The sequence below is a fragment of the Pantoea stewartii genome, assembly GCF_011044475.1.
GTDB classification, from domain to species: domain Bacteria; phylum Pseudomonadota; class Gammaproteobacteria; order Enterobacterales; family Enterobacteriaceae; genus Pantoea; species Pantoea stewartii.
In genome coordinates this window covers 2,561,545-2,585,436 of sequence record NZ_CP049115.1, presented here as the reverse complement: position 1 = coordinate 2,585,436, position 23,892 = coordinate 2,561,545, and the positions used below count along the sequence as shown (strand labels likewise).

The 23,892-nt window shown below is 54.8% G+C and carries 18 protein-coding genes; 6 read left to right on the top strand and 12 right to left on the bottom strand.

What is annotated here, in order from left to right; all coding sequences use genetic code 11:
* Position 1: 1 nt before the first annotated feature.
* Positions 2 to 1,507 carry a glycine betaine/L-proline transporter ProP gene (gene proP, locus G5574_RS12320; protein WP_006121078.1) on the bottom strand — a complete coding sequence of 502 codons (1,506 nt, stop codon included), beginning with the start codon at positions 1,505 to 1,507 and terminating at the stop codon, positions 2 to 4.
* Between the two features lie 439 nt (positions 1,508 to 1,946).
* Between proP and G5574_RS12315 the strand changes: the two genes are divergently transcribed.
* The gene (locus G5574_RS12315) at positions 1,947 to 2,315 is read left to right on the top strand and encodes a hypothetical protein (protein WP_226374594.1); all 369 of its coding nucleotides are present in this window, start codon (positions 1,947 to 1,949) and stop codon (positions 2,313 to 2,315) included.
* Between the two features lie 53 nt (positions 2,316 to 2,368).
* On the opposite strand, the gene G5574_RS12310 is transcribed toward G5574_RS12315, so the two are convergent.
* Together G5574_RS12310 and uxuA are read right to left on the bottom strand one after the other, a co-directional pair.
* Complete coding sequence (locus G5574_RS12310) at positions 2,369 to 3,949, bottom strand: EAL domain-containing protein (protein WP_164482676.1); 1,581 nt, start codon at positions 3,947 to 3,949, stop codon at positions 2,369 to 2,371.
* A gap of 396 nt (positions 3,950 to 4,345) precedes the next feature.
* Entirely contained in the window at positions 4,346 to 5,530 is a 1,185-nt protein-coding gene (gene uxuA / locus G5574_RS12305; RefSeq protein WP_164482675.1) for a mannonate dehydratase, read from the bottom strand.
* Between the two features lie 147 nt (positions 5,531 to 5,677).
* Here uxuA and G5574_RS12300 point away from each other — a divergent pair, with 147 nt between their 5' ends.
* A complete protein-coding gene (locus tag G5574_RS12300; RefSeq protein ID WP_039342744.1) occupies positions 5,678 to 6,361 on the top strand; it encodes a FadR/GntR family transcriptional regulator in 684 nt (227 codons plus the stop codon).
* Here the strand turns inward: G5574_RS12300 and G5574_RS12295 are convergent.
* Positions 6,350 to 7,405 (bottom strand): AI-2E family transporter, encoded by a 1,056-nt coding sequence (locus tag G5574_RS12295; RefSeq protein ID WP_164482674.1) that lies wholly within the window; start codon positions 7,403 to 7,405, stop codon positions 6,350 to 6,352. The two genes, G5574_RS12300 and G5574_RS12295, sit on opposite strands and share 12 nt — an antisense overlap.
* A gap of 216 nt (positions 7,406 to 7,621) precedes the next feature.
* The gene (locus G5574_RS12290) at positions 7,622 to 9,001 is read right to left on the bottom strand and encodes a nucleobase:cation symporter-2 family protein (RefSeq protein WP_006121072.1); all 1,380 of its coding nucleotides are present in this window, start codon (positions 8,999 to 9,001) and stop codon (positions 7,622 to 7,624) included.
* A gap of 659 nt (positions 9,002 to 9,660) precedes the next feature.
* Between G5574_RS12290 and G5574_RS12285 the strand changes: the two genes are divergently transcribed.
* Entirely contained in the window at positions 9,661 to 11,166 is a 1,506-nt protein-coding gene (locus G5574_RS12285; RefSeq protein WP_164482673.1) for a CoA-acylating methylmalonate-semialdehyde dehydrogenase, read from the top strand.
* An 81-nt stretch (positions 11,167 to 11,247) separates the two neighbouring features.
* Positions 11,248 to 12,066 carry a 5-deoxy-glucuronate isomerase gene (gene iolB, locus G5574_RS12280; protein ID WP_054632931.1) on the top strand — a complete coding sequence of 273 codons (819 nt, stop codon included), beginning with the start codon at positions 11,248 to 11,250 and terminating at the stop codon, positions 12,064 to 12,066.
* A 171-nt stretch (positions 12,067 to 12,237) separates the two neighbouring features.
* Here iolB and G5574_RS12275 read toward each other — a convergent pair whose 3' ends face one another.
* The 4 genes from G5574_RS12275 to iolD all read right to left on the bottom strand — a co-directional run bounded on the left by G5574_RS12275 (position 12,238) and on the right by iolD (position 17,233).
* Positions 12,238 to 13,089, bottom strand: coding sequence for a MurR/RpiR family transcriptional regulator (locus G5574_RS12275; protein ID WP_110268714.1), 852 nt, complete (start codon positions 13,087 to 13,089; stop codon positions 12,238 to 12,240).
* A gap of 208 nt (positions 13,090 to 13,297) precedes the next feature.
* Positions 13,298 to 14,194 (bottom strand): myo-inosose-2 dehydratase, encoded by an 897-nt coding sequence (gene iolE / locus G5574_RS12270; protein ID WP_006121068.1) that lies wholly within the window; start codon positions 14,192 to 14,194, stop codon positions 13,298 to 13,300.
* Positions 14,195 to 14,221: 27 nt separating this feature from the next.
* Entirely contained in the window at positions 14,222 to 15,232 is a 1,011-nt protein-coding gene (gene iolG / locus G5574_RS12265) for a bifunctional inositol 2-dehydrogenase/D-chiro-inositol 1-dehydrogenase (protein WP_033738232.1), read from the bottom strand.
* Between the two features lie 60 nt (positions 15,233 to 15,292).
* A complete protein-coding gene (gene iolD / locus G5574_RS12260) occupies positions 15,293 to 17,233 on the bottom strand; it encodes a 3D-(3,5/4)-trihydroxycyclohexane-1,2-dione acylhydrolase (decyclizing) (RefSeq protein ID WP_164482672.1) in 1,941 nt (646 codons plus the stop codon).
* A 525-nt stretch (positions 17,234 to 17,758) separates the two neighbouring features.
* Between iolD and G5574_RS12255 the strand changes: the two genes are divergently transcribed.
* Positions 17,759 to 19,681, top strand: coding sequence for a bifunctional 5-dehydro-2-deoxygluconokinase/5-dehydro-2-deoxyphosphogluconate aldolase (locus G5574_RS12255; protein WP_006121065.1), 1,923 nt, complete (start codon positions 17,759 to 17,761; stop codon positions 19,679 to 19,681).
* Between the two features lie 92 nt (positions 19,682 to 19,773).
* Here the strand turns inward: G5574_RS12255 and G5574_RS12250 are convergent, their stop codons facing one another.
* Together G5574_RS12250 and G5574_RS12245 are read right to left on the bottom strand one after the other, a co-directional pair.
* The gene (locus G5574_RS12250; RefSeq protein WP_006121064.1) at positions 19,774 to 20,328 is read right to left on the bottom strand and encodes a DcrB family lipoprotein; all 555 of its coding nucleotides are present in this window, start codon (positions 20,326 to 20,328) and stop codon (positions 19,774 to 19,776) included.
* Between the two features lie 117 nt (positions 20,329 to 20,445).
* Positions 20,446 to 21,111: a 7-cyano-7-deazaguanine/7-aminomethyl-7-deazaguanine transporter gene (locus tag G5574_RS12245; protein WP_039342735.1), complete on the bottom strand. Its 666-nt coding sequence runs from the start codon at positions 21,109 to 21,111 to the stop codon at positions 20,446 to 20,448.
* A 205-nt stretch (positions 21,112 to 21,316) separates the two neighbouring features.
* Here G5574_RS12245 and tusA point away from each other — a divergent pair, with 205 nt between their 5' ends.
* Positions 21,317 to 21,568 carry a sulfurtransferase TusA gene (tusA, locus tag G5574_RS12240; protein WP_006121061.1) on the top strand — a complete coding sequence of 84 codons (252 nt, stop codon included), beginning with the start codon at positions 21,317 to 21,319 and terminating at the stop codon, positions 21,566 to 21,568.
* Positions 21,569 to 21,592: 24 nt separating this feature from the next.
* On the opposite strand, the gene G5574_RS12235 is transcribed toward tusA, so the two are convergent.
* Complete coding sequence (locus tag G5574_RS12235) at positions 21,593 to 23,881, bottom strand: zinc/cadmium/mercury/lead-transporting ATPase (protein ID WP_164482671.1); 2,289 nt, start codon at positions 23,879 to 23,881, stop codon at positions 21,593 to 21,595.
* Between the last annotated feature and the right edge of the window lie 11 nt (positions 23,882 to 23,892).

The window sequence follows — 23,892 nt, the reverse complement described above, 5'->3', positions numbered from 1 at the left end:
CTTACTCGTTAATGTCCGGGTGCTGCTGCACCAGATTTTTACGTTTCGCTTCGAGACGGGCAATTTCTGCGTCGATATCTTCGATTTTCTGTTCGATGTTATCGTGGTGTTCCTGAAGGATTTCGCGCGCCTCTTCTAAATCTGATGCGGCAGGCGTCGCCCCTTTCAGCGGCTTATTCGCGGTCTCTTTCATGTAAAGACCGGTAATCAGACCGACCACCGCCACGACCATCAGATAGTACGCGGGCATGTAGAGGTTGTTGGTCGCTTCGACCAGCCAGGCCGCGGCCGTTGGCGTCAGACCGGCAATCAATACCGAAATATTGAAGGCGCTGGCTAAGGCGCTATAACGAATATGCGTAGGGAACATTGCAGGCAGAGACGATGCCATCACACCCGTAAAGGCATTCAGGATTACCGCCAGTAGCAGCAGTCCGGCAAAAATCATTCCCAGCACGCCGCTGTTGATCATCATAAAGGCGGGAATAGCAAAAACCATCAACGCAATACTGCCCAGAATCACAAACGGACGGCGGCCAAAACGGTCGCTCAGCATGCCCATTACCGGCTGTACAAACAGCATCCCCATCATGATGGCGATGATGATCAGCACGCCATGATCTTCCGAGTAATGCAGGTTGTGTGACAGATAACTTGGCATGTAGGTGAGCAGCATGTAGTAGGTCACGTTGGTCGCAATGACCAGGCCGATACAGGCTAACAGGCTGCGCCAGTGTTTGGTGGCGATCTCTTTGAAAGAGACTTTCGGACCATCACGCAGGCCTTCGCGATCCCCCTGTTCCAGCTTATCAACGTGCTGCTGGAATGCTGGCGTTTCTTCCAGCGCATGACGCAGATATAAACCAATAATGCCCAACGGCAAGGCCAGGAAGAAAGGAAGACGCCAGCCCCACTCAAGGAAGTTCTCTTCGCCAATAATGGTCGAGATCAGGACGACAACGCCCGCACCCAGTACAAAACCGGCAATAGAACCGAAGTCGAGCCAGCTTCCCATAAAGCCACGTTTGCGGTCCGGTGAATACTCCGCCACGAAAATCGATGCGCCGGTATATTCCCCGCCCACGGAAAAGCCCTGCGCCATTTTGGCCAACAGCAGCAAAATCGGTGCCCAGATGCCGATGGAGGCGTAAGAGGGAATCAGACCAATACAGAACGTACTGACCGACATAATGACAATGGTAATGGACAGTATTTTCTGACGGCCATATTTATCACCCAGCATGCCGAAGAACAGGCCACCCAGAGGACGAATCAGAAAAGGAACAGAGAACGTTGCCAGGGCGGCAATCATTTGAATGCCCGGTGAGGCATCCGGAAAAAAGACTTTACCTAAGGCATAAGCCACAAAGCCATAAACACCAAAATCAAACCACTCCATGGCGTTACCCAACGACGCGGCGGTAATGGCTTTTCGTAAACGGGCATCATCAATGATGGTCACATCATCGATCCCAATCGGTTTTACACGCTTCCTACGCAATTTCATAGAATTACCCTGTAATGGAACATGAAAGTCCTCAACGGCGCGAACCGATCACAGCGTTCAGACCGCTGCGTTGAGGAAATTTAAGCATAGCCGTAAAACAGCATTATCTGTCGACGTATAAATACAACGAAAACTGCCGTGATTCATTTCATCGACCGCAGAGTATAACGTTTTTGTGTGATATTTGTCATGTTTGGCCTGAAAGTGACCAACTCTGCCTTGTGTTTACACCAGTCTTACTGGCTAAAAAAAGAAGCAGGCGAACGCGATTGCCTGGTAACTATACGTGCCGATCGCAAGTGAAAATGCGCTCTGACGCATTACAGGTTAAAATTACTTATGATTTTTCGTGTTGACCGTTGAGGCTTGCCTAATCAATTCCCTTCAGTAATACTCATCCCCCTTGATTTGGATAGAAATTGTCAAGGAGGATATCGCCATGAGCCAAAATCCCTGGGTGGCGCTCATCGATAGTGTGGAAAAAAAATTAATCTATCCTGCCACCATGTTGTCCGCTGACCGGCAGCGCGGCGAGAGGACACAGATGGACTCTGCGCCGGGTTGGTTTCGCTGTCGGGGGAAACGCTGGATAAACCGACTGACGAAGCTGAGCGAAACGCTTATCACGTCGACGACAACGGGAAAGCAGTGCTCGGCATATGAAGAATGCCAGCAGTTACTCCAGCAGTCGGTGCCAACGCTACAGCGGCTAAGTCAGCGAACCCGTCGGCCCTGTGAAGGCCTGTCTGTCTGCCAGCAGGAAGAAACGGTAGCCGTCGCATTGCGCGCGGCACGTAAACGGCGCTAAATCCCTACAAAATCATTTCGTGCTGTTGTCATCCGATGGTGACCTGATGTGCTCTAGAGCGCTTCAGGAGGCACTGGCAAATGACCATATTTTTCCATCCATGCAATGAAGGCGCTGTTTTCCATAGGGCGGGCATAAAAATAGCCTTGCACGAAGGTCACGCCGTGCTGTTGCAGGTAGTGGAATTGCAGTGAAGTTTCAACACCTTCACCTAATACCTGTAGCTTAAGCTTGTGGCTCAGGCTGATAATGGCGTCCAGCACAGGCGTTTCGCCATCCAGTGATTCAATGGCATTAATAAAGCCCCGATCGATTTTGAGATAGTCCAGCGCGAAAGTTTGCAGATAACTGAGCGAGCAATGGCCAGTTCCGAAGTCATCAATCGCGACTTTCATCCCCGCCGCACGCAATCTTTCCAGTTTGTCCGCCACCACGTTACCTTCCTTAATCAGGCTTCGTTCGGTCAGCTCCAGAGTGAGGTTAAATTCCGTTACTGCCATCTTTTCCGCGAAGCTCAGCATCTCATCGACGAAGTCTGGATGCTGAAGATGGTCGGCGGCCACGTTAATTGCCAGATGAAAACCGGGATTCGTTTTCCACTGCCGTGCGTCTTCAACGATTAAATCCATTAAATGGCGGGTAACGGGAATGATCATTCCCTCGGCTTCCGCCGCGCTGATGAAGGTATCGGGACGCACGCTGTCACCATTGGGCAGCGTCCAGCGCAAAAGGGCTTCTGCGCCGGTGCAGCGTTTAAGCGCATAGCTGTAGGTGGGCTGATAGTGCACGCTGAACTGCCCGGAACGAATGGCGCGACGAATGTCATCTGCCCATGAAAATCGCCGGCGTAGCCATGATGCCGTGAGAATCATCAACAAAACGGAAAACACGGAAGCAAAAGGCATAATCAGGAGCAACAACTGTTTCAGTGCTTTTATGCGTTCTGTGCCCGGTGCCAGTAGCGTTACGCTGATGGGATAGCGCGATGACGTGGCGCGATAAAGTTGAGGAGAAGGCCCGGTATCCCCGGTAAAATCATGTTCACCTGACACAATTGACGCACCATCACTGAAGCGCATCGTGATCTGATAATCGTGCGTGCTCCCTAACGCACTCATAAAATCGATGAGATATTGCCCTTCCACCATTACCCAGACGGCTCTGCCTGCGGTAAGGTTACGCACAAAGATGACGGCGGGCCGGTCGGGTACGCTGTAGGAGCCGCGCAGAGACAAACTCCACCCGTCTTTGCGCGCCACCGGCGGCGTTACGCCAATCATCGCTTTCAGGGTTGAGGGTTTATTACCGTAAGCCGAAGAGCAGGTGATCACATCGTTTTCCAGCGTGCCCAGGCCACGAAAATAGGGATAAAGCGTGCCGTTAAGCCGCAATGCATGCTCAATTTGCTCGCAGGGCTGCTCCTCGTACTGCCGAAGCCAGGCAATCATGCTCCAGGCGTTGTCGCTGATTTTTTCTGCCTGAGACAGTAAAGTCGCTGCCGTGTTGATCTGTTGCTCGCGCACAGTTTGACGCGCATCAATGGCACAAAAAAACAGTCCCAGAAGGAGTGGCAGGACGCCAGCAAAGACGATAAGTAGCCTGGTATGGGCCGGTTTTTCTTTAATCAGCGGCACCGTATAACCTCTGAATTGTAATCATGTTTTTGAGCGGTGCTAAGGGTTTATTCAGCATAGCACGCCAGTTCACACCACGGGTGAACGGTCGGATATCCTTTGCCTCCGATAATCGTCATTATCGGCCTCGTCCATAATTTATTGACAGAAAATTCATGCCCGGATTGGGTGAAAGACGGCATATGACAGAGTGTACTGATGAAAGTGAATACTCACATTTTCTGCTAAGTGTTCCTGTGGCCGGCAGGCAAGCCGTGCGCGCGGGGCAAAAGAATGTCCCCGCGCGGTGGAGAAAGCAAAAGGGCGTTGACGCCGCAGGCACGAACCACATGCGCCGGCTCAACCGAACACGATGGCTTCTGGTCTGGCACGTCCCTCCAGCGGCACCGTGGTGGGCTAATCCTGAAAGTAGATTTGCTTCAGCGCGACTTCTACGCCACGCAGCTCGGCCAGCCCCTTGAGCCTGCCGATTGCTGAATAGCCCGGATTGGTGCGCTTGTGCAAATCGTCCAGCATCTGATGACCGTGATCGGGACGCATAGGAATAGCGCGTAGATTGCCTGCACGACGACGGCGCTGCTCCTCAGCCAGAATGACTTTGATGACGCCAACCATATCAACGTCTCCCGCCAGATGAGCGGCTTCGTGGAAGCTGTTGGGGTTTGCTTCGCGTTTTGTGGCGCGTAAATGCACGAAGTTAATACGATCGGCAAAGGTTTCGGCCATCGTAACCAGTGGGTTATCCTCGCGAACGCCGTACGATCCTGTACAGAAGCAGAATCCGTTATGCAGGCTGTCGACAGTCTCTTTCAGCCACTGCATATCCTCCTGGGTGGAGACAATGCGCGGCAGGCCAAGAATAGGACGCGGCGGATCGTCGGGATGTACCGCCAGTTTGATGCCCACCTCTTCTGCCACTGGCACAATAGCCCGCAGGAAGGTGGCCATATGCTCGCGCAGTCTGGCTTTATCAATGCCATCATATTGGGCCAGCTGGGCCTGGAACTGTTCAAGCGTGTAGCCTTCTTCCGCACCGGGTAAACCCGCAATGATGTTGCGCACCAGCGTGGCTTTCTCTTCTTCGTTCATCGCGGCAAAACAGGCAGCAGCGGCCTGCTGCTCGGCGGGGCTGTATTCTTTTTCCGCACCGGGACGTTTTAACAGGTACAGTTCAAACGCAGCAAACGCATCGGCGTCAAACCGCAACGCTTTCGCCCCATCCGGCAAGGTCCAGGCCAGATCGGTACGCGTCCAGTCAAGCACCGGCATAAAGTTGTAGCACACGGTATCGATCCCGCAGGCGGCCAGATTACGAATCGACTGCTGATAGTTGGCGATATAGCGCGAATAATCGCCCCGTTGCGTTTTAATGGATTCGTGAACGGGAATGCTTTCAACAACAGACCAGGTGAGTCCTTTTTCCGCCAGTAGCGCCTGACGCGCTTTGATTTCGGCTACGGGCCACACGTCGCCGTTTGGGATGTGATGAAGTGCCGTAACAATACCGGTTGCACCTGCCTGGCGAGCATCGTCCAGTGAAACAGGATCGTTGGGGCCGTACCAGCGCCATGTATGTTCCATTATTACTCCTTGATGAACGGGTGGCCCAGTGGTCAGGCCGCTGGACCAAGAGTAAATTAGCGCGTAAATTAAGGCCGTGATCCGGATCGCAGCATAGTAAATACGTCCGGCTGGATTCTGCAAAGACGGCCATAACAGGAGAAGGTGATGGTGCTACCGGTACTGAAAACTGAACGACTTTATCGACAGATCGCCAATGCCATTATCGCGGGCATTCAGCGTGGGGATTTCGTACCCGGCGGTGCGTTGCCACCGGAGCGAGAGCTGGCAAAGCAGTTGGGTGTCAGTCGCTCGTCCGTGCGTGAAGCGCTGATTGCGCTTGAGATGACGGGCTACGTCACTATCCAGACCGGAACGGGCGTATTTGTCGCCCAAACCCTGCCTCAGCCCTCAGCGGTCAAAGACACCGAACATTTCAGCCTGCAGGATCTTTTACAGGCGCGCGAAGCCTATGAAAGTCTGCTGGCAGGAATGGCGGCGCGTAACGGCAGTGAGGCGCAACGTGAGCGGCTCATGGCGATGAGCATCAGTCTCCAGCAATTTAATGAAAACGATGCGGCGTTTATAGAACAGGATAAAGCCTTTCATCTTTTGATTAGCGAGATGAGCGGTAACGATCTGCTGCGGGAGATGATGGAAAACCTGTGGAACAAACGCGACAGCGCGCATTTTCGTCGGCTGGAACGCCATTACGCCGACAATACCTTTGCTGACGAAATGAACGCCGACCATCAGTGCATTGCAGAGGCCATTGTCGGGGGAGATGAGCAGGCTGCACAGGCTGCGATGAGAGCGCATCTGCAGCATGTGCAGCAGCGTTTACTTGGTTAGCAGCCGGGCAGGTTTAGGACGTCCGGTGCCCAGCATGATTGCCAGCCGGCTTCCGCCTGGCGTGGTTTCCATCAAAATTTTTGTAATGCTGGTCAGCGGTACGGAGAGCAGCATACCGACCGGACCCAACAGCCAGCCCCAGAAGATCAAGGACAGAAAGACCACCAGTGTCGACAATCCCAGTCCGCGCCCCATGATGCGCGGCTCTAACATATTGCCAAACACCATATGAATGGCGGTAAACAGCGCCGCCACCATCGCCGCGTCAAACACACTGTTCAGCAACAGTGCCTGCAGGAAAGGGGGAATACCGGCGATAATCGGCCCGATATTGGGAATAAAATTCAGGATAAAGGCTACCACGCCCCACAGTAATGCAAATTTCACATCCAGCAGGTACAGCGTCAGCCAGACCGAGATACCGGTAATCAGGCTGATCAGCGTTTTTAATGCCAGGTAATGCGTCACGCCTTTAAGCGCTTTGTGTAAACCCGCAATACGAATTTTGGGGTTCACAAACGAGTTGCGCATTTTGTAAGGCAGGTGGTGCACTTCAAACAGCATAAAGACGACGGTAAGGATCAACAGGACAGTATTGGTCATTGCGCCGGAAAAACCACTCAGCGCCACGCTGGCCAGATTCATCAATGTGTTGGGATCGAAGCGCTGAACCAGCGCATCGGTAGAGACATTCAGATGAATGCTGGCCGCCAGATGCTGAACGACCAGCATTTTCTTTTCCATGATGGTGCGCAGTTGAGGATAGAGATCGTAAAACTCACTCATGGAGCTGGCCAGTACGGCCCCCAGCAGCAAAATCACAGCAAAAATGACCGTGATCACCAGCGTAATCGCCATCCCGCGCCGCAGTCCGCGCCGCATCAGTATCGTGACTAAGGGATTCAACACAATGGCAAAAAACGCCGCCAGGAGTAACGGCACCAGAATATCGGAAGCGGCTCTTATCCCGGCAAGGATAATCACTAACATCGCCAGTTTGATTAAGATATTTTGTCCAATTCTTTCCTGCTGCAACCCGTTCATTCGTTCTCTCTACGCATAAATAACTGATTGAAGTGTAGTTGAAGGAAAAATCAGAAGCGGATTCGTTGAGGAAAAGGGTAAGCGAGGCGAGACGGTGAGGGAAACAGGACGCGAAAGGGTGTTAAGCGTCCTGATGCCGCGGCGGACAATGGCGACTGTCACGGCGATATGCTGTCAACAGCGATGCCGCCGCAATGAAACGCGCCTGCCGCCGCCTTACACTGAGGGCGCAGATTCCTCTTTCGTGGCGTCCTGTGGCACCGGCTCCTGCCCGCCGGGAATCAGAATATTCAGCACGATGGCAACAATCCCGCCGCTGGTGGCGGCTGAACCAAACAGGTTCGCAAACAGGGGAGGCAGATGGGAAAGGGCAGCAGGCACGGACTCAATCCCTAAGCCGAAGCTGAAGGCCAGGCCGACAATCAGCATCTCTCTGCGCGTCAGCGCTGTCTGGCTGAGAATACGAATGCCGGCCGTTACCACGCAGCCAAACATCACCATGGTCGCGCCACCCAGGACGGGCGTGGGAATCTGACGCAACGCTTCGCTAAACGGCGGAAACAGAGCCAGTAAAATCAGCATCACACCGATATAGCGGCCAACAAAACGGCTTGCCACACCGGTCATCTGTATGACGCCGTTGTTTTGCGCAAAGGTGGTATTTGGAAAGGCACTCAGCATGGCGGCAATCATACAACTCAGTCCGTCAGCCAGAATGCCGCCTTTCAGGCGCGCACTGAACGCTTTATCCGTAATCGACTTACCGGAGATCAGGTGGTTTGCGGTAAGATCGCCTACCGCCTCAATGATGCAGACCAGTGAAACCAGCACTACAGGCACAAAAAGGCTGCTGTTGAAGTGAAAGCCAAACGGAAACAGCGCGGGCAGGCGAAACAGGCTGTCCCCCAAACCATGCACCTGAAATTTGCCGCTCAGTGCCGCCGCGATGCAGCCGGTGAGAATGCCGACTACGATGGATGACAGACGCAGCCAGCGGTTCCCCGAACAGCTCAGCAGCACGATCACGCCAAGCGTCAACGCCCCCAGGGCGAGGTTGCTAAGGCTGGCAAAATCCTGTGCATTCTGACCGCCGCACCAGTTAATCACGCTGACCTTAATCAGGCTGATACCGATTAACGCAATCACGCTTCCCGTCACGACCGGCGTAAAGACCCGTTTTAAGGTATCAATAAAGCGGCTGACGATAACCGGAACCAGCGCGGCCACGGCGTTGACGCCAAACAGCATCGCCATAATGTCCTCAGGGCTGCCGCCCTGGGCTTTGACCCACAGGCCACCTGAAATGGCGACGCCGAGAAAAGCAAAGCTGGTGCCCTGCATGCATATCATGCCTGCGCCCACGCCCCACACGCGATTTGACTGCAGAAAGGTGCCGATGCCCGAAGCAAGGAGCGACATACTAATTAAATACGGAAGCCAGGCTTCCAGACCAAGCGCGGTGCCAATCAGCAAAGGCGGCGTGATAATCCCGACCAGACCTGCCAGTACATGCTGCGATGCGCTAAAAAAAGCCTGCACAGGCGGAATTCGCTGATCAAGGCCGTACAGTAAGCCACTGTTTTTTTCGTCAGACACGGTTATCTCATCTCAGTGCGGGGAAGTCACCGGATGTTGCATAAAGCAGGCCAGGTTTATCTGATAAACGTTCCTCTGGTATCAATGCCTTTAAAATCATAGCGATAATGTTGTGATGAAGCGCGTCGCTCACCCGGGAAAAGTGAAACACATGATTCCTGATGGGGCAGTTAAGAAATTATTGGTTCATAAAATGACGATTAACGCCCTTTTTTGCACTGCGTTAGTGCGTAGTGATGTTTTTTCACCAGACACCTGTCCTCATGGCCAGCAGCCATTTTTCTGGCCGACTCTCAGCAAAAAGAAATGTATATTTCATATTTAAAATTGATGAAATATATCCGGGCTGCTTAATGCCGTCAGGCCGAAAACCTTTCATCCCGCAAAGGCGTTAAACCGCCCTGAAGCGACAATGTCATGGGGACCCCGATTACACCGTCAGCGATGACGAGCCAGAATGGCCGCCGCGAAGGCGTCAATCCTTTATGAAAAGAGAAATGCGATCTGTGCCGCTAAAAAGTAATTTTCCAAAAATATCCATTTGAAAAATTTATTCCATTGTAATAGTTTTCCAGCATGCTTTTGGCTTTTCCTGCCCAGCCAGCATGCCACTTCTGTGCTCTGCCCGCTGGAACCGTACATACCAAAGAGGCAACATCATGACTATCGTAGGAAACTTTATTGGCGGTCAAACCACATTCAGCGCCAGCAACGAAACCATTCCTGTGTTCGATCCGGCAACCGGCAAGGTTATCCGTGAGCTCACGCAAAGCAGCGCAGATGAAGTGGCTCAGGCGATTGATGTGGCACATGCGGCCTTTCCTGCCTGGTCAAAAACCTCCCCGTTGCGCCGCGCACGCATCATGTTCAATTTTAAAGCTCTGATGGAGCAGCACCGCGATGAACTGGCGGCGCTGATTGTGTCTGAGCATGGCAAAGTCTGGTCAGATGCGCTGGGTGAGCTGACGCGCGGTATCGAAGTCATCGAATTTGCCTGTGGTATTCCGCACCTGCTTAAAGGCGAGTATTCCCCGAATGTAGGCGGTGGCGTAGACAGTTACTCGCTGATGCAGCCGGTGGGCGTCGTGGCAGGGATTACGCCCTTCAACTTTCCGGCGATGGTGCCGTTGTGGATGTTCCCGATTGCGTTGGCCTGCGGTAACACCTTTATTCTCAAGCCGCCTGCGCTGGATCCGTCAGCATCGGTGCGCATGGCCGAGCTGTTGAAGGAGGCGGGCCTGCCGGATGGCGTGTTTAATGTCGTGCACAGTTCCAATGACAATGCAGAACAGCTTTATAAAGATCCGCGTATTGCCGCCGTCAGCTTCGTTGGCTCATCCGGTGTGGCCGAGCATATTTACAAAACGGCCAGTGCGCACGGTAAGCGCGTTCAGGCTTTTGGCGCGGCAAAAAATCACGCCATCGTTATGCCAGACGCCGATTTGGACGCCACGGTAAACGCGATTATGGGCGGTGCATTTGGCTCGGCGGGCGAGCGTTGCATGGCGCTGCCGGTTGTCGTTGCAGTGGGCAACGATACCGCCGATAAGCTCATTTCGCGCCTGACACCGCTGATCAACGCATTACGGGTTGGGCCGGGAATCCAGCAAGGCAGCGATGAAAATGAAATGGGGCCTGTGGTTTCTGCGGCACACCAGAAAAAAGTGCTGGGCTATATCGATCTGGGCGAGCAGGAAGGGGCGAAGCTGGTCGTTGATGGCCGCAACCACAAAGTCGCCGGTTTCGAAGAGGGCTACTACGTCGGCGGTACGCTGTTCGATAACGTTACCGCCGAGATGACCATCTGGCGTGAGGAAATTTTTGGTCCGGTGCTGAGCATTATGCGCGCGCCGGATTACGACAGTGCCCTGAAGCTGGTTAACAGCCACGAATTTGGTAACGGCAGCGCCATCTTTACCAGCAATGGCCATACCGCGCGGGAGTTTGTGCAGGATGTTGAGGCCGGAATGGTCGGCGTCAATGTGCCGGTGCCGGTGCCGATGGCCTTCCACAGTTTTGGGGGCTGGAAACGGTCAGTCTTTGGTGCGTTAAACGTGCACGGGCCAGACGGCGTGCGTTTTTACACCCGCATGAAAACCGCCACCGTGCGTTGGCCAAGCGGTCAGCAAACGGTGTCCGAATTCAGCATGCCAACGTTAGGCTAAATCACCTGCACCACTGACGCAGCGTTCCACACACAGGGGCGCGGGTTGTCAGGTGAAGGACCGCAAAACAGGAGGAGGCGAATGGCCTTACTTTCGAAGGTAAAACAGCCCGACAATAACGGCTGCATTCAGCAGGTGACGCCAGCGCGCGCCGGTTGGCGTTATGTCGGTTTTTCATCCTATCTGCTGAAAAAAGGGCAAACGCTCGACCTGAAAAGTGGCGACAGCGAACTTTGCCTGGTGCTGGTCGCGGGGCTGGCTTCCGTCACCACGCGCCACGCACGTTTCCCGAATATCGGCAAACGTCTGTCACCGTTTGAGCGCACGCCGCCTTATTCTGTGTATGTTCCTCATGATGATGACGTCAGGGTACAGGCTGAAAGCGATCTTGAGCTGGCGGTCTGCCAGGCACCCGGGCAGGGCGGCAAGCTGCCCGCTCGCCTGATTGCGCCGGAGGATGTTGGCGTTGAACGGCGGGGCAAAGGGCAAAATCAGCGCCTGGTGCATAATATTCTGCCGGACTCTCAACCGGCAGAGAGCCTGCTGGTCGTGGAAGTGTATACCGATGAGGGCAATACCAGCTCTTACCCGAGCCACAAACACGATCAGGAAAACAGCGAACACGAAACCTATCTGGAAGAAACCTATTACCACCGTTTTCAACCCGAGCAGGGGTTTGCCATGCAGCGCGTTTATACTGACGACCGTTCGCTGGATGAGTGCATGGCAGTGTATAACCGTGATGTGGTCATGGTGCCGCGCGGCTATCATCCTGTGGCGACGCTGGCAGGCTACGACAATTACTACCTTAACGTCATGGCGGGGCCGGTACGTTTGTGGAAGTTCAGTTGGGAGCACGATCACGCCTGGGTTAACAGCGACAGTTATCCGCGACGTTAATCCGTGGCGAGAACTGACAAGGCAGCCCTATTCGCTGCCTTTTTTATTGCGTGATGATACCTGTAAGTTGACCAGAGAACGGTGTTCGGCGACAGGCTCTGTCTGTTACCTGACGAGGCCGTCTCTGATTGACCGGCGCAGGCTACGCCGCCCTGTCAGGTGGCGCGATCGTCAGGATGCGGGGGGCGTCCGGGCATTGTTCAGTGCCAGGGAAACCGCCAGCGACTGAGCCAGACAGAGTGACGCCACCTGAGAGCGGAAACCGTCAACCTGGGCTTCCCGCACCACAAAGCAAACGTCGCTGAACGCGGCCAGAGGGCTCACCTGGCTGTCCGTAATCGCAATCAGGCGGGCACCTCGCCTGGCGCCCAGCTCAACCACTTCTACCGCTTCGCGGGCGTAAGGCGAACAGCTGATAGCAATCACCACGTCTTTCGGATTCACCAGCGTCAGCTGTTCAGTGAACATGCCGCCTAACCCGTCAATCAGAAAGGCGCGGCGCTCCAGATGGCGCAGGGCGTAAACCAGATAGGAGGCGACACTGAACGAGCGACGCAGGCCGATAACATAGACGTTCTCGGCATCATTGAGTAACTGCACCGTTTTGTTCAACTGCTCCGGGCTCACCTGCATCGCCAGTTGCTGCAACGCCTGGCTGTTTACCATGGTGAAGACATTCAGAATTTCCGCCGGGCTTTCAGGCGCGTTCGCTGCGTCATCTGCGGCGGTCTGGCGGAACAGGCGTGCCCGTTCGGTGTAGTTAACCGTCTCTTCCATCAGATGCTGACGAAAAATTTGTTTCATTTCGTTGAAGCCGCTAAAACCAAAGGCGTTGGCAAAGCGAATCAGGGTCGAAGGCGGCACATCGGCCTGCTGAGCAATAGACGCGACGGTATCAAAGGCGATGCTGTTACTGTTATCAAGAATATAACGAGCCACCTGCTTCAGACGCTTACTCAGCGTTTCATAACGGCGACGAATCTCGTCCTGCAGCAGTGAAAGTTGGGAAGGGTTATTGCTCATTACGTCGGCTCATGTGCGGAAAGCGTGGCTGGATAAGAATCGCTATGATACCAGATGGATGGAAAATTTCATTTGTTTGTTTTTCAGGCATAATTTATTTCATTGGTTTATGAAATGACTCACAGATTCGTCGTCAAACGGTGCGATCGGGCTGAAAAAAGGCTGCTCTGGGGCAGCCTTATGCATATCGTCCTGCGTCAGGGTGAATTTACAGCCCGGTGTGCTCGCGAATATATTTTCGTGCCTTCACCGCATACTCAAATGGATTCGCCAGCGCGGGATCCTGCTCTGCCTCCACCACCATCCAGCCTTGATAGCCGTAATCATCAAGGATTTTAAACACGGGTTTAAAGTCGATCACGCCATCGCCCGGCACGGTAAAAGTGCCTTTTTTTACGCCGTCCAGGAAAGACAGATGCTGATCTCTGACTTCAGCGACGATGTCATCCCGCACATCTTTGAGGTGCACGTGGAAAATACGTGGCAAGTGGTTTTCCAGTACCGCCAGCATGGCCTGCTGTGAGCCTTCGGAATAGTAGATATGGCCGGTGTCGTAAAGTAAGCCGACAGTATCGTTCGTCATGGCCATAAAACGGTCAATTTCTGCTGGCGTCTGGATAGCGGTGCCCATGTGATGGTGCAGGCAGACGCGCATGCCTTTACGGGCGGCGATCGCGGCCAGTTCATTGTAGCCTTCCGCCGTGCGCTGCCATTCATCGTCGTTAAACACGGGCTTATCGTCCAGCACCGCCAGCGTCGTGCCTTGTATGCTCTTGCTTTGTTCAGAGCACCCAATCACCCGGGCGCCCATCTCGAAGAGGAAATTCATGTGCTCGGTGAATCCCTCAATCGTTTTCGCTTTGTCGCCCTGTGCAAAGAAGGTGCTGAACCAGGCGTTACAGATCTCAATACCGCGAATCTCCAGCATCGGTTTCAGAACCGCAGGATCGCGTGGGTATTTACTGCCGACTTCACTGCCGGTGAACCCGGCCAGCGCCATTTCACTGACCGTTTGCTGGAAGGTGTTTTCGCTGCCCAGTTCGGGCATATCATCATTCGTCCAGCCAATGGGCGCGATCGCCAGCTTAACCTTTTGATTGTTCATCAGTTACCTGCCTGAAGGCGAGAGTAGTCAGTTATAAAATGCCGGACGGGCGGGCATTTCAATGGGTTCGATCGCGCCGCTCTTCTGCGCTTTGATACAGGCGTCAGCAGCGACCGAGGCGGCAAAACCATCCCATGCGGAAGGACCGGTTAACTGGCCCGCTTTTACGTCGTTGATAAAGGCCTGTAGCTCAACGTCGTATGCCTCAATAAAGCGATCTTTCCAGTCGACCAGAATGGTATTGGACAGTTTGGCGTCTTTACGTAACTGTACCGATGACGGCTCGGGCAGTCTGGCGATACCTTCCTCCCCCACGACTTCGCACTGAATATCGTAGCCGTAGGTACAGTTCACAAAGATCTCCACATCAATGCGAATCCCTTTTTGCGTTTCAAACAGAACGATTTGCGGGTCTTTCAGGTGTGGACGGGCTTTAGAACTGACGCGCGGGAACACCACCTGCACGGTTTTATAGTCGTCACGGGTCAGCCAGCGCAGGACATCCAGCTCGTGGATCAGCGTATTGGTAATCGCCATTTCGGTGTTGTAGTTTTCCGGCACCGTCGGGTTGCGGTGCGCGCAATGCAGCATCAGCGGCTCACCGATATCACCATCGGTAATCACCTTTTTCAATGCCCGATAACCGGCATCGTAGGGGCGCATAAAGCCGACCTGTACGAGACGTTTGCCGTGTTTGATCTCGGCGTCCACGATACGACGACAGCCTTCAGCGCTCATCGCCAGCGGCTTCTCACAGAAGACCGGTTTGCCCGCCTCAATGGCAGCCAGCGTGAACGCTTCATGGGTCGGGTCCCAGGAGGTGACGAGCACGGCATCCACGTTGGGTGACTGAATGACTGCGAAGCCATCCTCGCATACGTCTGCATCACTGTTCAGACGTTGCAGCGCGGCTTTGGCGCCTTCCGCATTGATATCGGATACCGCAACCACTTTTGCCCCTTGTAAGACATTGTTGCAGCGGCGAATGTGCTCCTGACCAATCGCACCTGTTCCAATCACACCAAGTTTCAATGTCATAATTACACCTGTAGGGTTAAATCGGAGAGTAGAAACATGGGCCGTCAGACGGCCCGGAAATCAGTATTTACGGGCCTGAGCCAGATGCGTATTCAGCGTGTTCGCCACCTGTTGCGCGCGCGTCGAGTGGGCGGTTTGTGCCACACCAACGTGCCACCAGCTGAAGTAGTTGTGAATCATGGTCTTGGGCAGCACTTTGATATCAATCAGCGTGGAAACGCGCTGCGTTTTTGCGTCTTCCAGCGCGGCGGTAAGCTGCTCCAGCGTACTGACGCGATAGGTTTTGCAGCCATAACCGGCGGCAATGGCGGCAAAATCCACCGGAACCAGTCCGCCGTCGAGCTTGCCACCGTCCGGATTACGGAAACGGAACTCGGTAACAAAGCTGTCCATGCCGTGCCCCATTTGCAGGTTGTTAATGCAGCCATTGCTCATGTTATCCAGCAGAACCACATTGATTTTCGCCCCTTCCTGAAGGGAGGTCACCAGCTCGGAATGCAGCATCATGAACGAGCCATCGCCCACCAGGGCATAAACCTCTCGCTCAGGCTGCGCCAGTTTGACGCCCAGTGCCGCATTCACTTCGTACCCCATGCAGGAGTAACCATATTCAAGGTGATAGCCGTTATAACCCCGCGTACGCCAGGCGCGTTGCAGGTCGCCGGGCAGGCTGCCCGCAGCGCCCACGATCACGGCATCGGCAGGCAGGTGCTGATTCAGCGTGCCCACTACGCTGCTTTGTGTCAGCAGAGACTGCGTAAGGCGGTTAAATTCGGCATAGACGGCTTTTCGGTCAAGGTGATCGGCAATCTCAGGCTCAAAGGCGGTATCGTTGGGCGTGATGTGATAAACGCGCTGTGTCTCGTCTTCCAGCTGCTGCCGGGCCAGGGCAATCTGATCGCCCCAGTCGTTGGCATAGTGCTGTGAAACCAGTCCATGACTGAGCGCCAGCAGTGCTTCACGTGCGTCGGCCAGCAACTGCACGCCATCGAGCTTATAACTGTCAAAGTTGCTGACGTTGACATTCAGAAAGCTCACATCAGGATGCTGGAAGATCCATTTCGACGAGGTGGTGAAATCGGTGTAGCGCGTTCCAATGCCTATCACCAGATCGGCCTCTTTTGCCAGCAGGTTGGCCGCCAGACAGCCGGTTTCACCCACGCCGCCGACGTTGAGAGGATGATCAGATAATAAGGTACCTTTTCCCGCCTGGGTTTCAGCAAACGGAATCTGATAGCGTTCGGCAAATGCACGCAGCGCCTCGCCTGCGCCGGAATATTTCACGCCTCCGCCGCAGATAATTAATGGCTTACGTTTACGGATGATGAGCTTCAGCGCATCTTCGAGCTGGGCAACGGTGGGTTGACGCCGATCCAGACGATGAACGCGTTTCTGGAAGAAATAATCCGGATAATCCCAGGCTTCACCCTGAACATCCTGCGGTAAAGAGAGCGTGACGGCACCCGTTTCAGCCGGATCGGTCAGGACGCGCATGGCGTTAATACAGGCGCTCATCAATTGCTCCGGACGGCTGACGCGGTCCCAGTATTTACTGACGGCACGAAAGGCGTCGTTGGTGCTGATACTCAGATCCCAGGGCTGCTCAATCTGCTGCAGGACCGGATCGGGCTGGCGGGTGGCAAAGACGTCGCCAGGCAGGAGCAGAAGAGGAATTCGGTTTGCGTTGGCAGTGGCGGCGGCCGTCAGCATATTGGCGGCGCCGGGCCCTACGGACGACGTACAGGCGATAATCTGGCGGCGCAAAGACTGTTTGGCAAAGCCCGTTGCGGCGTGGGCCATCCCTTGTTCATTACGCCCCTGATAGACCACCAGATCGCCGCTGTCCTGCTCCAGCGCTTGTCCCAGTCCCAACACATTGCCATGACCGAAAATGGCGAAAATGCCTTTTACAAACTTTGTCTCTGTGCCGTCTACGTCAATGTATTGATTATCGAGAAACTTAACTAATGCCTGTGCGGTAGTCAGTTTGATGGTGGCCATAAACCTTCCTCAACGTGCTGGCAGTAGCAGAGTCCGGCACCGCGCTAAAAAGGCGTGACGTAACGGAAAAGGCTACCTGAAGAACTGAAATGTCAGAGGATTATAAACAAATGCATTTTTCATAAAATACGATTACAGAAGAAATGTTTCATTTTGCGAGGGGGATCAAATTTACCCTTGCTGACAGGGCAGCGGGAAGCTATGCCATAAGCGTAACTGGAATGTTTAGTGAGAGTTACAAAGTTTTCGAGGTTTCATTTCATCACGCAGAAAGATGCTGCAAAACGGGCAGGAGCGTCATGGCCCTGTCGCACCGGGTCCGCGAGGTCCCGTCCGGCAACGCCTGACTGACGTGTCGGGCATAACAGATTTTTAACTGCTTCACATAATCGCAGTGTAAGTTTCATTTTGAATTGAGTTTGGAATATTTGTTCCTCATACTGCGTTTATCGTTAACCAGACACCTTCAGACCCCACGCACAACCTGTCCGCAGTGTCTGCTCATCACAGAAGGAAACCAGAAGCATGCAGAGAGAACAGAAGCGTCTTGATGTGATTTGTATCGGACGCATTGCCGTCGACTTCTATGGTCAGCAAATTGGCGCGCGGCTGGAAGACACCACGTCTTTCGCGAAATATCTGGGCGGGTCATCAGGCAATGTCGCATACGGTACGGCGATTCAGGGGCTGAAATCCGCCATGCTGGCTCGTGTAGGCGATGAACATAATGGCCGTTTTCTGCGGGAAAGTTTGCAGCGGGTCGGCTGCAATACAGAAGCACTTATCACGGACAAAAAGCGGCTGACCGCTCTGGTCATCCTGGGCATTAAAGATGAAGACACTTTTCCGCTGATTTTTTACCGCGACAACTGCGCCGATATGGCCCTGGTGCCAGACGACATTAATGAAGACTTTATCGCTTCTTCTCGCTCGGTTGCGGTAACCGGCACGCATTTGTCGCACCCGCAGACGCGAGCGGCCGTGCTGAAAGCGCTGGAGTATGCCCGTAAGCATGGTCTGCGTACCGCGCTGGACATCGACTATCGCCCGGTATTGTGGGGCCTGACTTCACTGGGGGACGGGGAAACCCGGTTTATTGCCTCCTCTGAAGTCACCGCGCAACTGCAGCAGGTTATGCATTATTTCGATCTCATTGTCGGCACGGAAGAAGAGTTTCATATCGCAGGCGGCAGCACCGATACGCTGACCGCGCTGAAAAACGTGCGCACGGTGAGCAACGCAACGCTGGTCTGTAAGCGAGGAGCAATGGGATGCGTGGTATTTGAAGGCGCGATTCCAGACAACTGGGCAGCGGTGAAACTGCACAGCGGCGTGCGTGTCGAGGTCCTGAATGTGCTGGGTGCAGGGGACGCGTTTATGTCCGGTCTGCTGCGCGGCTGGTTAAACGATGAAGGATGGGAACAGGCCTGCCGCTACGCAAACGCCTGTGGCGCGTTGGTGGTTTCGCGACACGGGTGCGCCCCTGCGATGCCCACCCGACAGGAGCTGGATGACTTTTTAAGCCGCGAACAGGACGTGAAACGCCCCGATCTGGATAGCCGTCTGACCCATCTGCACCGCGTCACGTCGCGTCAACACGCCTGGCCAGAACTGAATATTTTCGCTTTTGATCACCGCAAACAGCTGGTAGAGATGGCTACGGAGGCTGGCGCGGACGTTTCGCGCATTCCGCAGTTGAAACTTTTGCTATTGCAGGCTGCGGAGCAGGCCGTGCAGCAAGCCGGCATTGAAAGTAAAAGCGGCATTCTGGCGGACACGACCTTCGGTCAGAAAACGCTGAATGCGATTACGGGTAAGAACCGATGGATTGGCCGACCCATTGAACTACCGGGGTCGCGTCCGTTACGCCTGGAACATGGCAGCATTGGTTCCCAGTTGATCGGCTGGCCAGCGGAGCATGTGGTGAAATGCCTGGTGTTTTATCATCCTCACGACAGTGCCGAACTGCGCGAGGAGCAGGACGCGCTGTTGCTGGAAGTGTGGAAAAGCTGTAACCAGAGCGGTCATGAGTTACTGCTGGAAGTGATCCTGCCTGACAGCCAGCCAGACCACAATGAAGCGCATTTTCTGAAGATGCTGAACCACTTTTATGCGCTTGGCATCAAGCCTGACTGGTGGAAGCTCCCACCCCTGTCTCCGGCAAGCTGGCGTGACATAGGTGCCTTGATCGAACAGCAGGATCCTTACTGTCGTGGCATTTTATTACTGGGACTTGATGCGCCAGAAGCCACGCTTAAAGCGGGGTTTGCCGCGGCGGCGCAGGCCCCGTGGGTAAAAGGGTTTGCGGTGGGGCGCACAATCTTTGCACAGCCCTCGCGCCAGTGGTTGCAGGGTGAAATACGTGACGACGCACTGGTGGCGGCGGTAAAAGAGAACTACCTGCGGCTGATTGATTACTGGCGTCAGGCGCGCGAACAGTGTGTCTAAAGCAGAAGGGATGAGTGATAACTGAGCCATGCGGCAGAATGATCATTGCATGGCTCAGTATTAACGCGCGGTGGTGTGGTGTGCCCTTGCCGTTATTTCAGGGTAATGCTTTTCACCACGGTTTCAGCATCGCTTTGGGCCTGCTGTTGATTGTCCCCGGGCAGCGTAATCTGCATCGTCATCAGCTTACCATCGACTTTGGCCAGAACAACCGAGGACCAGGAGGTCTGGTTGTTTGCTGAGATGACGGTATCCAGCTGCTGTGCCGGCTCACCGCCCAGCGTGACCGCTTTATTGGAGACAACCTGAAGCTGGGGATCGCGATTACGCTGCTGTTGTTCCATGCGTTGCGCTAACACATCCAGGGCCTCATTCGTCGGCTCACCGGCAATGACGATAATCGCCCGCGCACCGCTTTCATCAGCATAAACGTGCATGTTGGTACTCTGAGAACCCAGTTTACCGCTCTTATCTGACAGGCCAGGTGGCAGGGTAAAACGTAATTTACCGTCCATCAGCGCCACGGTTTGTGCAGACTGACTGGCAGATGCGCCATTATCGTTTGCTGCTTCATCTTTCTTTTGATCGCAGGCGGCAAGGCCGAGTACCAGCAAACCAATTCCCGCATATTTCACTAAATTACGCATCAGAATCCCTTTTTAACATTCCACGAAGGCGTTTATACAACAGGAATCAGGTTGCAAACGCAACCTGAGTATTGTCAGGAGATTTTAGCGGATTGTCAGGAAAGGCTGTATTGCCGGTTAGCCGAAATGTATCTGCGGCTGGGCCTGGCGTTCGGCCAGGCGTTTGAGCGCAGCGTTGAGTAAAACACCATAGGCAGGCAAAAAGAAAATCATACAAATCAGCACTTTGAAACTGTAATCGACCAGAGCGATTTCTACCCAGTGCTGTGCCATAAACGGATCGGAGCTTTTGTAGAAGGCAATGAAAAAGAAGGCCAGCGTATCGCTGATGTTGCCTAAAAACATGGCACAGCCTGGCGCCACCCACCACTGCGGCAAGCGACGCAGGCGGTTGAAAACGTGCACATCCAGAATCTGGCCCAATGCGTAAGCCATAAAGCTGGCGCAGGCGATACGGGCGACAAACAGGTTTACCTGTTGCAGCGCCTGCCAGCCTTGCCATTCGCCCTGGTAAAACAGGCTTGAAATCGCGTAAGAGATAAACAGGGCCGGCACCATCACCGCCAGAATAATGCGGCGTGCAAGCGGCGCACCAAAGATGCGCACGGTCAGATCAGTGGCCAGGAAAATAAACGGAAAGCTAAAGGCGCCCCAGGTGGTATGAAAACCGAAAAGGGAAACAGGCAACTGCACCAGATAATTGCTGGAAGTGATCACCAGCAGATGAAACAGGGACAACCAGACGAGCGCATGAGCGCGCTGACGCGGGGTAAATGCGAGCATAGTAAGCCTTTTTAGTGGTGGGGTGAGGGAACCCAGTGCAGGCAACTGAACATTCAGTGCGCTGCAGTTTTATGAACAAAAAACGGCCGCATCTTACCCTGTTGTGCTATTAATGCAATGGCTAATTTTAACGCAATCGTTACCGCCTTGCGTCAAAGGGCGGACGCGCTAGAATAAGCGCCCGTTAACTGAAATCGAGACCGTCATGAGTGATGCATTTTCTTCCGCCGACCATCAACTGGATGCTCAGGGCCTGCGTTGTCCCGAGCCGGTCATGATGGTACGTAAAACGGTGCGCGGCATGCAGGACGGTGAAACGCTGCTGATTATCGCGGACGATCCGGCAACCACGCGGGATATCCCCGGTTTTTGCCGGTTTATGGAGCATCAGCTACTGGCCGAACAAACCGACACGCTGCCTTACCAGTTTTTGATTCAGAAAGGGATGGGAGAATAACGGCGGCAGTGAGCCGCCGTCAGGTTATGCATCCCGCGTGCGCAACAGCCGCAACGCGTTTGCCGTGACCAGTGCGGTGGCACCGGAATCAGCCAGCACCGCCAGCCACAATCCCGTTAACCCCGCCAGCGTCGTCACCAGGAACAGCGCCTTCAGCCCCAGCGCAATACCAATATTCTGACGAATAATCGCCCGGGTGCGGCGCGCCAGGGCAATCATCGGGGCCAGGTTGCTGAGCTGATTGCGCGTCAGGGCGGCATCCGCCGTTTCCAGCGCGACATCCGCCCCACTGCCCATCGCAATACCCAGCGTGGCGGCCTTCATGGCTGGTGCATCGTTGATACCGTCGCCCACCATCGCCACCACCTGCTGCTCACTGAGCTGACGAACCGCCTCCACCTTACCGGCTGGCAACAGGCTGGCATGCCAGGCGATGCCTAAAGGTTGGGCGACGACAGCGGCCGCCCGCGGGTTATCACCTGTCAGCATGAGGCTGTTGATGCCAAGCGCTTTTAAGGCCTGCAAGGCGGCGGGGGTTTCGCTGCGCAGCTTGTCCCGTAAGGCCAGCGCCCCCAGCACCTCGCCATTACGCAGCACCATCACAAGGGTTTCGCCCTGGGCTTCCTGCTCATGCACCATTGCCTGGTGCGCCGGGCTCATGCTGCTGACGTACGACGGTGCCAGCAACGTTATACGCTGGCCGTCCACTTCAGCCTGAATACCGCTTCCCGCCAGTGCCTGCTGTTGAGTGGCAGACGGAAGCGGCAGTGCCCTGGACTGTGCGGCTGCCACAATCGCCGTTGCCAGTGGATGGGTAGAACCTTGTTCCACCGCGGCACCTAACTGCAGAATCGCGTCTTCGTTAGCCTCGCCGAACGGCAAAATTCGCGTCAACTGCGGCCGGCCTTCTGTCAGCGTACCCGTTTTATCGAACGCGATCGTCTGCACTGTGCTCAGCCGTTCCAGGGCCGCGCCTCCTTTAATCAGCGCACCACGGCGGGCGGCGGCGGCCAGTCCGGACGTGATGGCGGCGGGCGTGGAGATCACCAGCGCACAGGGACAGCCGATCAACAGCAGCGTCAGGCCTTTATAAACCCAGGGCAGCCAGGCACCCGCGCCAAACAGGGGCGGCAGCACCATCACCAGCAGGGCCAGCAGCATGATGGCTGGCGTGTAAATCCGGCTAAAGTTATCGATAAAACGTTCTACCGGAGCACGATGACTTTCGGCTTCCTCAATCAACTGCAAAATGCGGTCAATGGCACTTTCGCCAGGCCTGGAAACCACCTCCAGTTCCACCAGACGATCAACGCTGGTCGCGCCCGCCAGTATTTTTTCGCCACGCTGACGCAGCACCGGTACCGACTCGCCCGTCAGCGCGCTCTCATCGAAACTGGCGCTTTCCGCCAGTAAGCAGCCGTCGACCGGCAAACGGCCACCGGCGGCGATTACGATCCGGTCGCCAGGCTGCAACGCGGACAGGGGCACCTCACTACGGGTGCCATTTTGCAGGCGCACAGCGAACTCGGGACGCAGCGCCATCAGCTGGCTTACCCCACTGCGCGCGCGGGTTGCGGCATAGGCTTCCAGTTTTTCGCCCAACAGGAACAGCAGCAGAACCATGGCGGCTTCCGCATGCGCACCAATTAATAACGCACCTGCCGACGCCAGGGTCATCAGAGTTTCAATGGTAAAGGCAGAGCCGGTTCGCAGACGTTGCCACGACTTACGCGCGACCGGCACCAGCCCGACCAGCGTCGTCAGAATAAATAACCGGTCGCCCCAAACGGCACTCACCTGCGTAAGCGCAGCGCTGGCTACCATGAGCGCAGCAAGCAGTAAAAGCGGGAAACGGGCACGCCAGGGCGATGGCGCAGGCGCAGAAACAGAGGTTGAGGAGAGATGAAAACCTGCATTTATCACGGCGTCTTCTATTGCAGACTGAACCGGGGCACGGGCATTAACGACAAGTTTTTCGCTGGAAAAGACGACGCGGACCTGCAGGACGTCAGGGAGTTGGCGAACGGCGGTTTCGATTGCGCGGGCACAACTGGGGCAGTCCATACCGCTAACCTGCCAGCTGAACTGAAAAGCATCAGAGGATCGTCGTCGGTCACCTTCGTCACTGGCTTCGCCGGCAGACGCGGCAGAGCAGCTACAGTCGCCGCCGCAGCTGGCGCGCTCTGTCGTTTCAGGAGAGGCCGCAGTAATGGATAAGGTGCCCGGACGAACAGGGCGAATGGCACAAAGCGGTTTTGCGGCTCGATGAGTATTGCGTGGCTTACCGCAGCCACAAGCATGATGTTGATGCATATAACCTCCGG

Excerpts from the sequence above, each read along its gene's own strand:
- proP (WP_006121078.1), bottom strand. The coding sequence starts at position 1,507 with ATGAAATTGCGTAGGAAGCGTGTAAAACCGATTGGGATCGATGATGTG.
- G5574_RS12315 (WP_226374594.1), top strand. The coding sequence starts at position 1,947 with ATGAGCCAAAATCCCTGGGTGGCGCTCATCGATAGTGTGGAAAAAAAA.
- uxuA (WP_164482675.1), bottom strand. The coding sequence starts at position 5,530 with ATGGAACATACATGGCGCTGGTACGGCCCCAACGATCCTGTTTCACTG.
- G5574_RS12300 (WP_039342744.1), top strand. The coding sequence starts at position 5,678 with ATGGTGCTACCGGTACTGAAAACTGAACGACTTTATCGACAGATCGCC.
- G5574_RS12295 (WP_164482674.1), bottom strand. The coding sequence starts at position 7,405 with ATGAACGGGTTGCAGCAGGAAAGAATTGGACAAAATATCTTAATCAAA.
- G5574_RS12285 (WP_164482673.1), top strand. The coding sequence starts at position 9,661 with ATGACTATCGTAGGAAACTTTATTGGCGGTCAAACCACATTCAGCGCC.
- iolB (WP_054632931.1), top strand. The coding sequence starts at position 11,248 with ATGGCCTTACTTTCGAAGGTAAAACAGCCCGACAATAACGGCTGCATT.
- G5574_RS12275 (WP_110268714.1), bottom strand. The coding sequence starts at position 13,089 with ATGAGCAATAACCCTTCCCAACTTTCACTGCTGCAGGACGAGATTCGT.
- iolE (WP_006121068.1), bottom strand. The coding sequence starts at position 14,194 with ATGAACAATCAAAAGGTTAAGCTGGCGATCGCGCCCATTGGCTGGACG.
- iolG (WP_033738232.1), bottom strand. The coding sequence starts at position 15,232 with ATGACATTGAAACTTGGTGTGATTGGAACAGGTGCGATTGGTCAGGAG.
- iolD (WP_164482672.1), bottom strand. The coding sequence starts at position 17,233 with ATGGCCACCATCAAACTGACTACCGCACAGGCATTAGTTAAGTTTCTC.
- G5574_RS12255 (WP_006121065.1), top strand. The coding sequence starts at position 17,759 with ATGCAGAGAGAACAGAAGCGTCTTGATGTGATTTGTATCGGACGCATT.
- G5574_RS12250 (WP_006121064.1), bottom strand. The coding sequence starts at position 20,328 with ATGCGTAATTTAGTGAAATATGCGGGAATTGGTTTGCTGGTACTCGGC.
- G5574_RS12245 (WP_039342735.1), bottom strand. The coding sequence starts at position 21,111 with ATGCTCGCATTTACCCCGCGTCAGCGCGCTCATGCGCTCGTCTGGTTG.
- tusA (WP_006121061.1), top strand. The coding sequence starts at position 21,317 with ATGAGTGATGCATTTTCTTCCGCCGACCATCAACTGGATGCTCAGGGC.
- G5574_RS12235 (WP_164482671.1), bottom strand. The coding sequence starts at position 23,881 with ATGCATCAACATCATGCTTGTGGCTGCGGTAAGCCACGCAATACTCAT.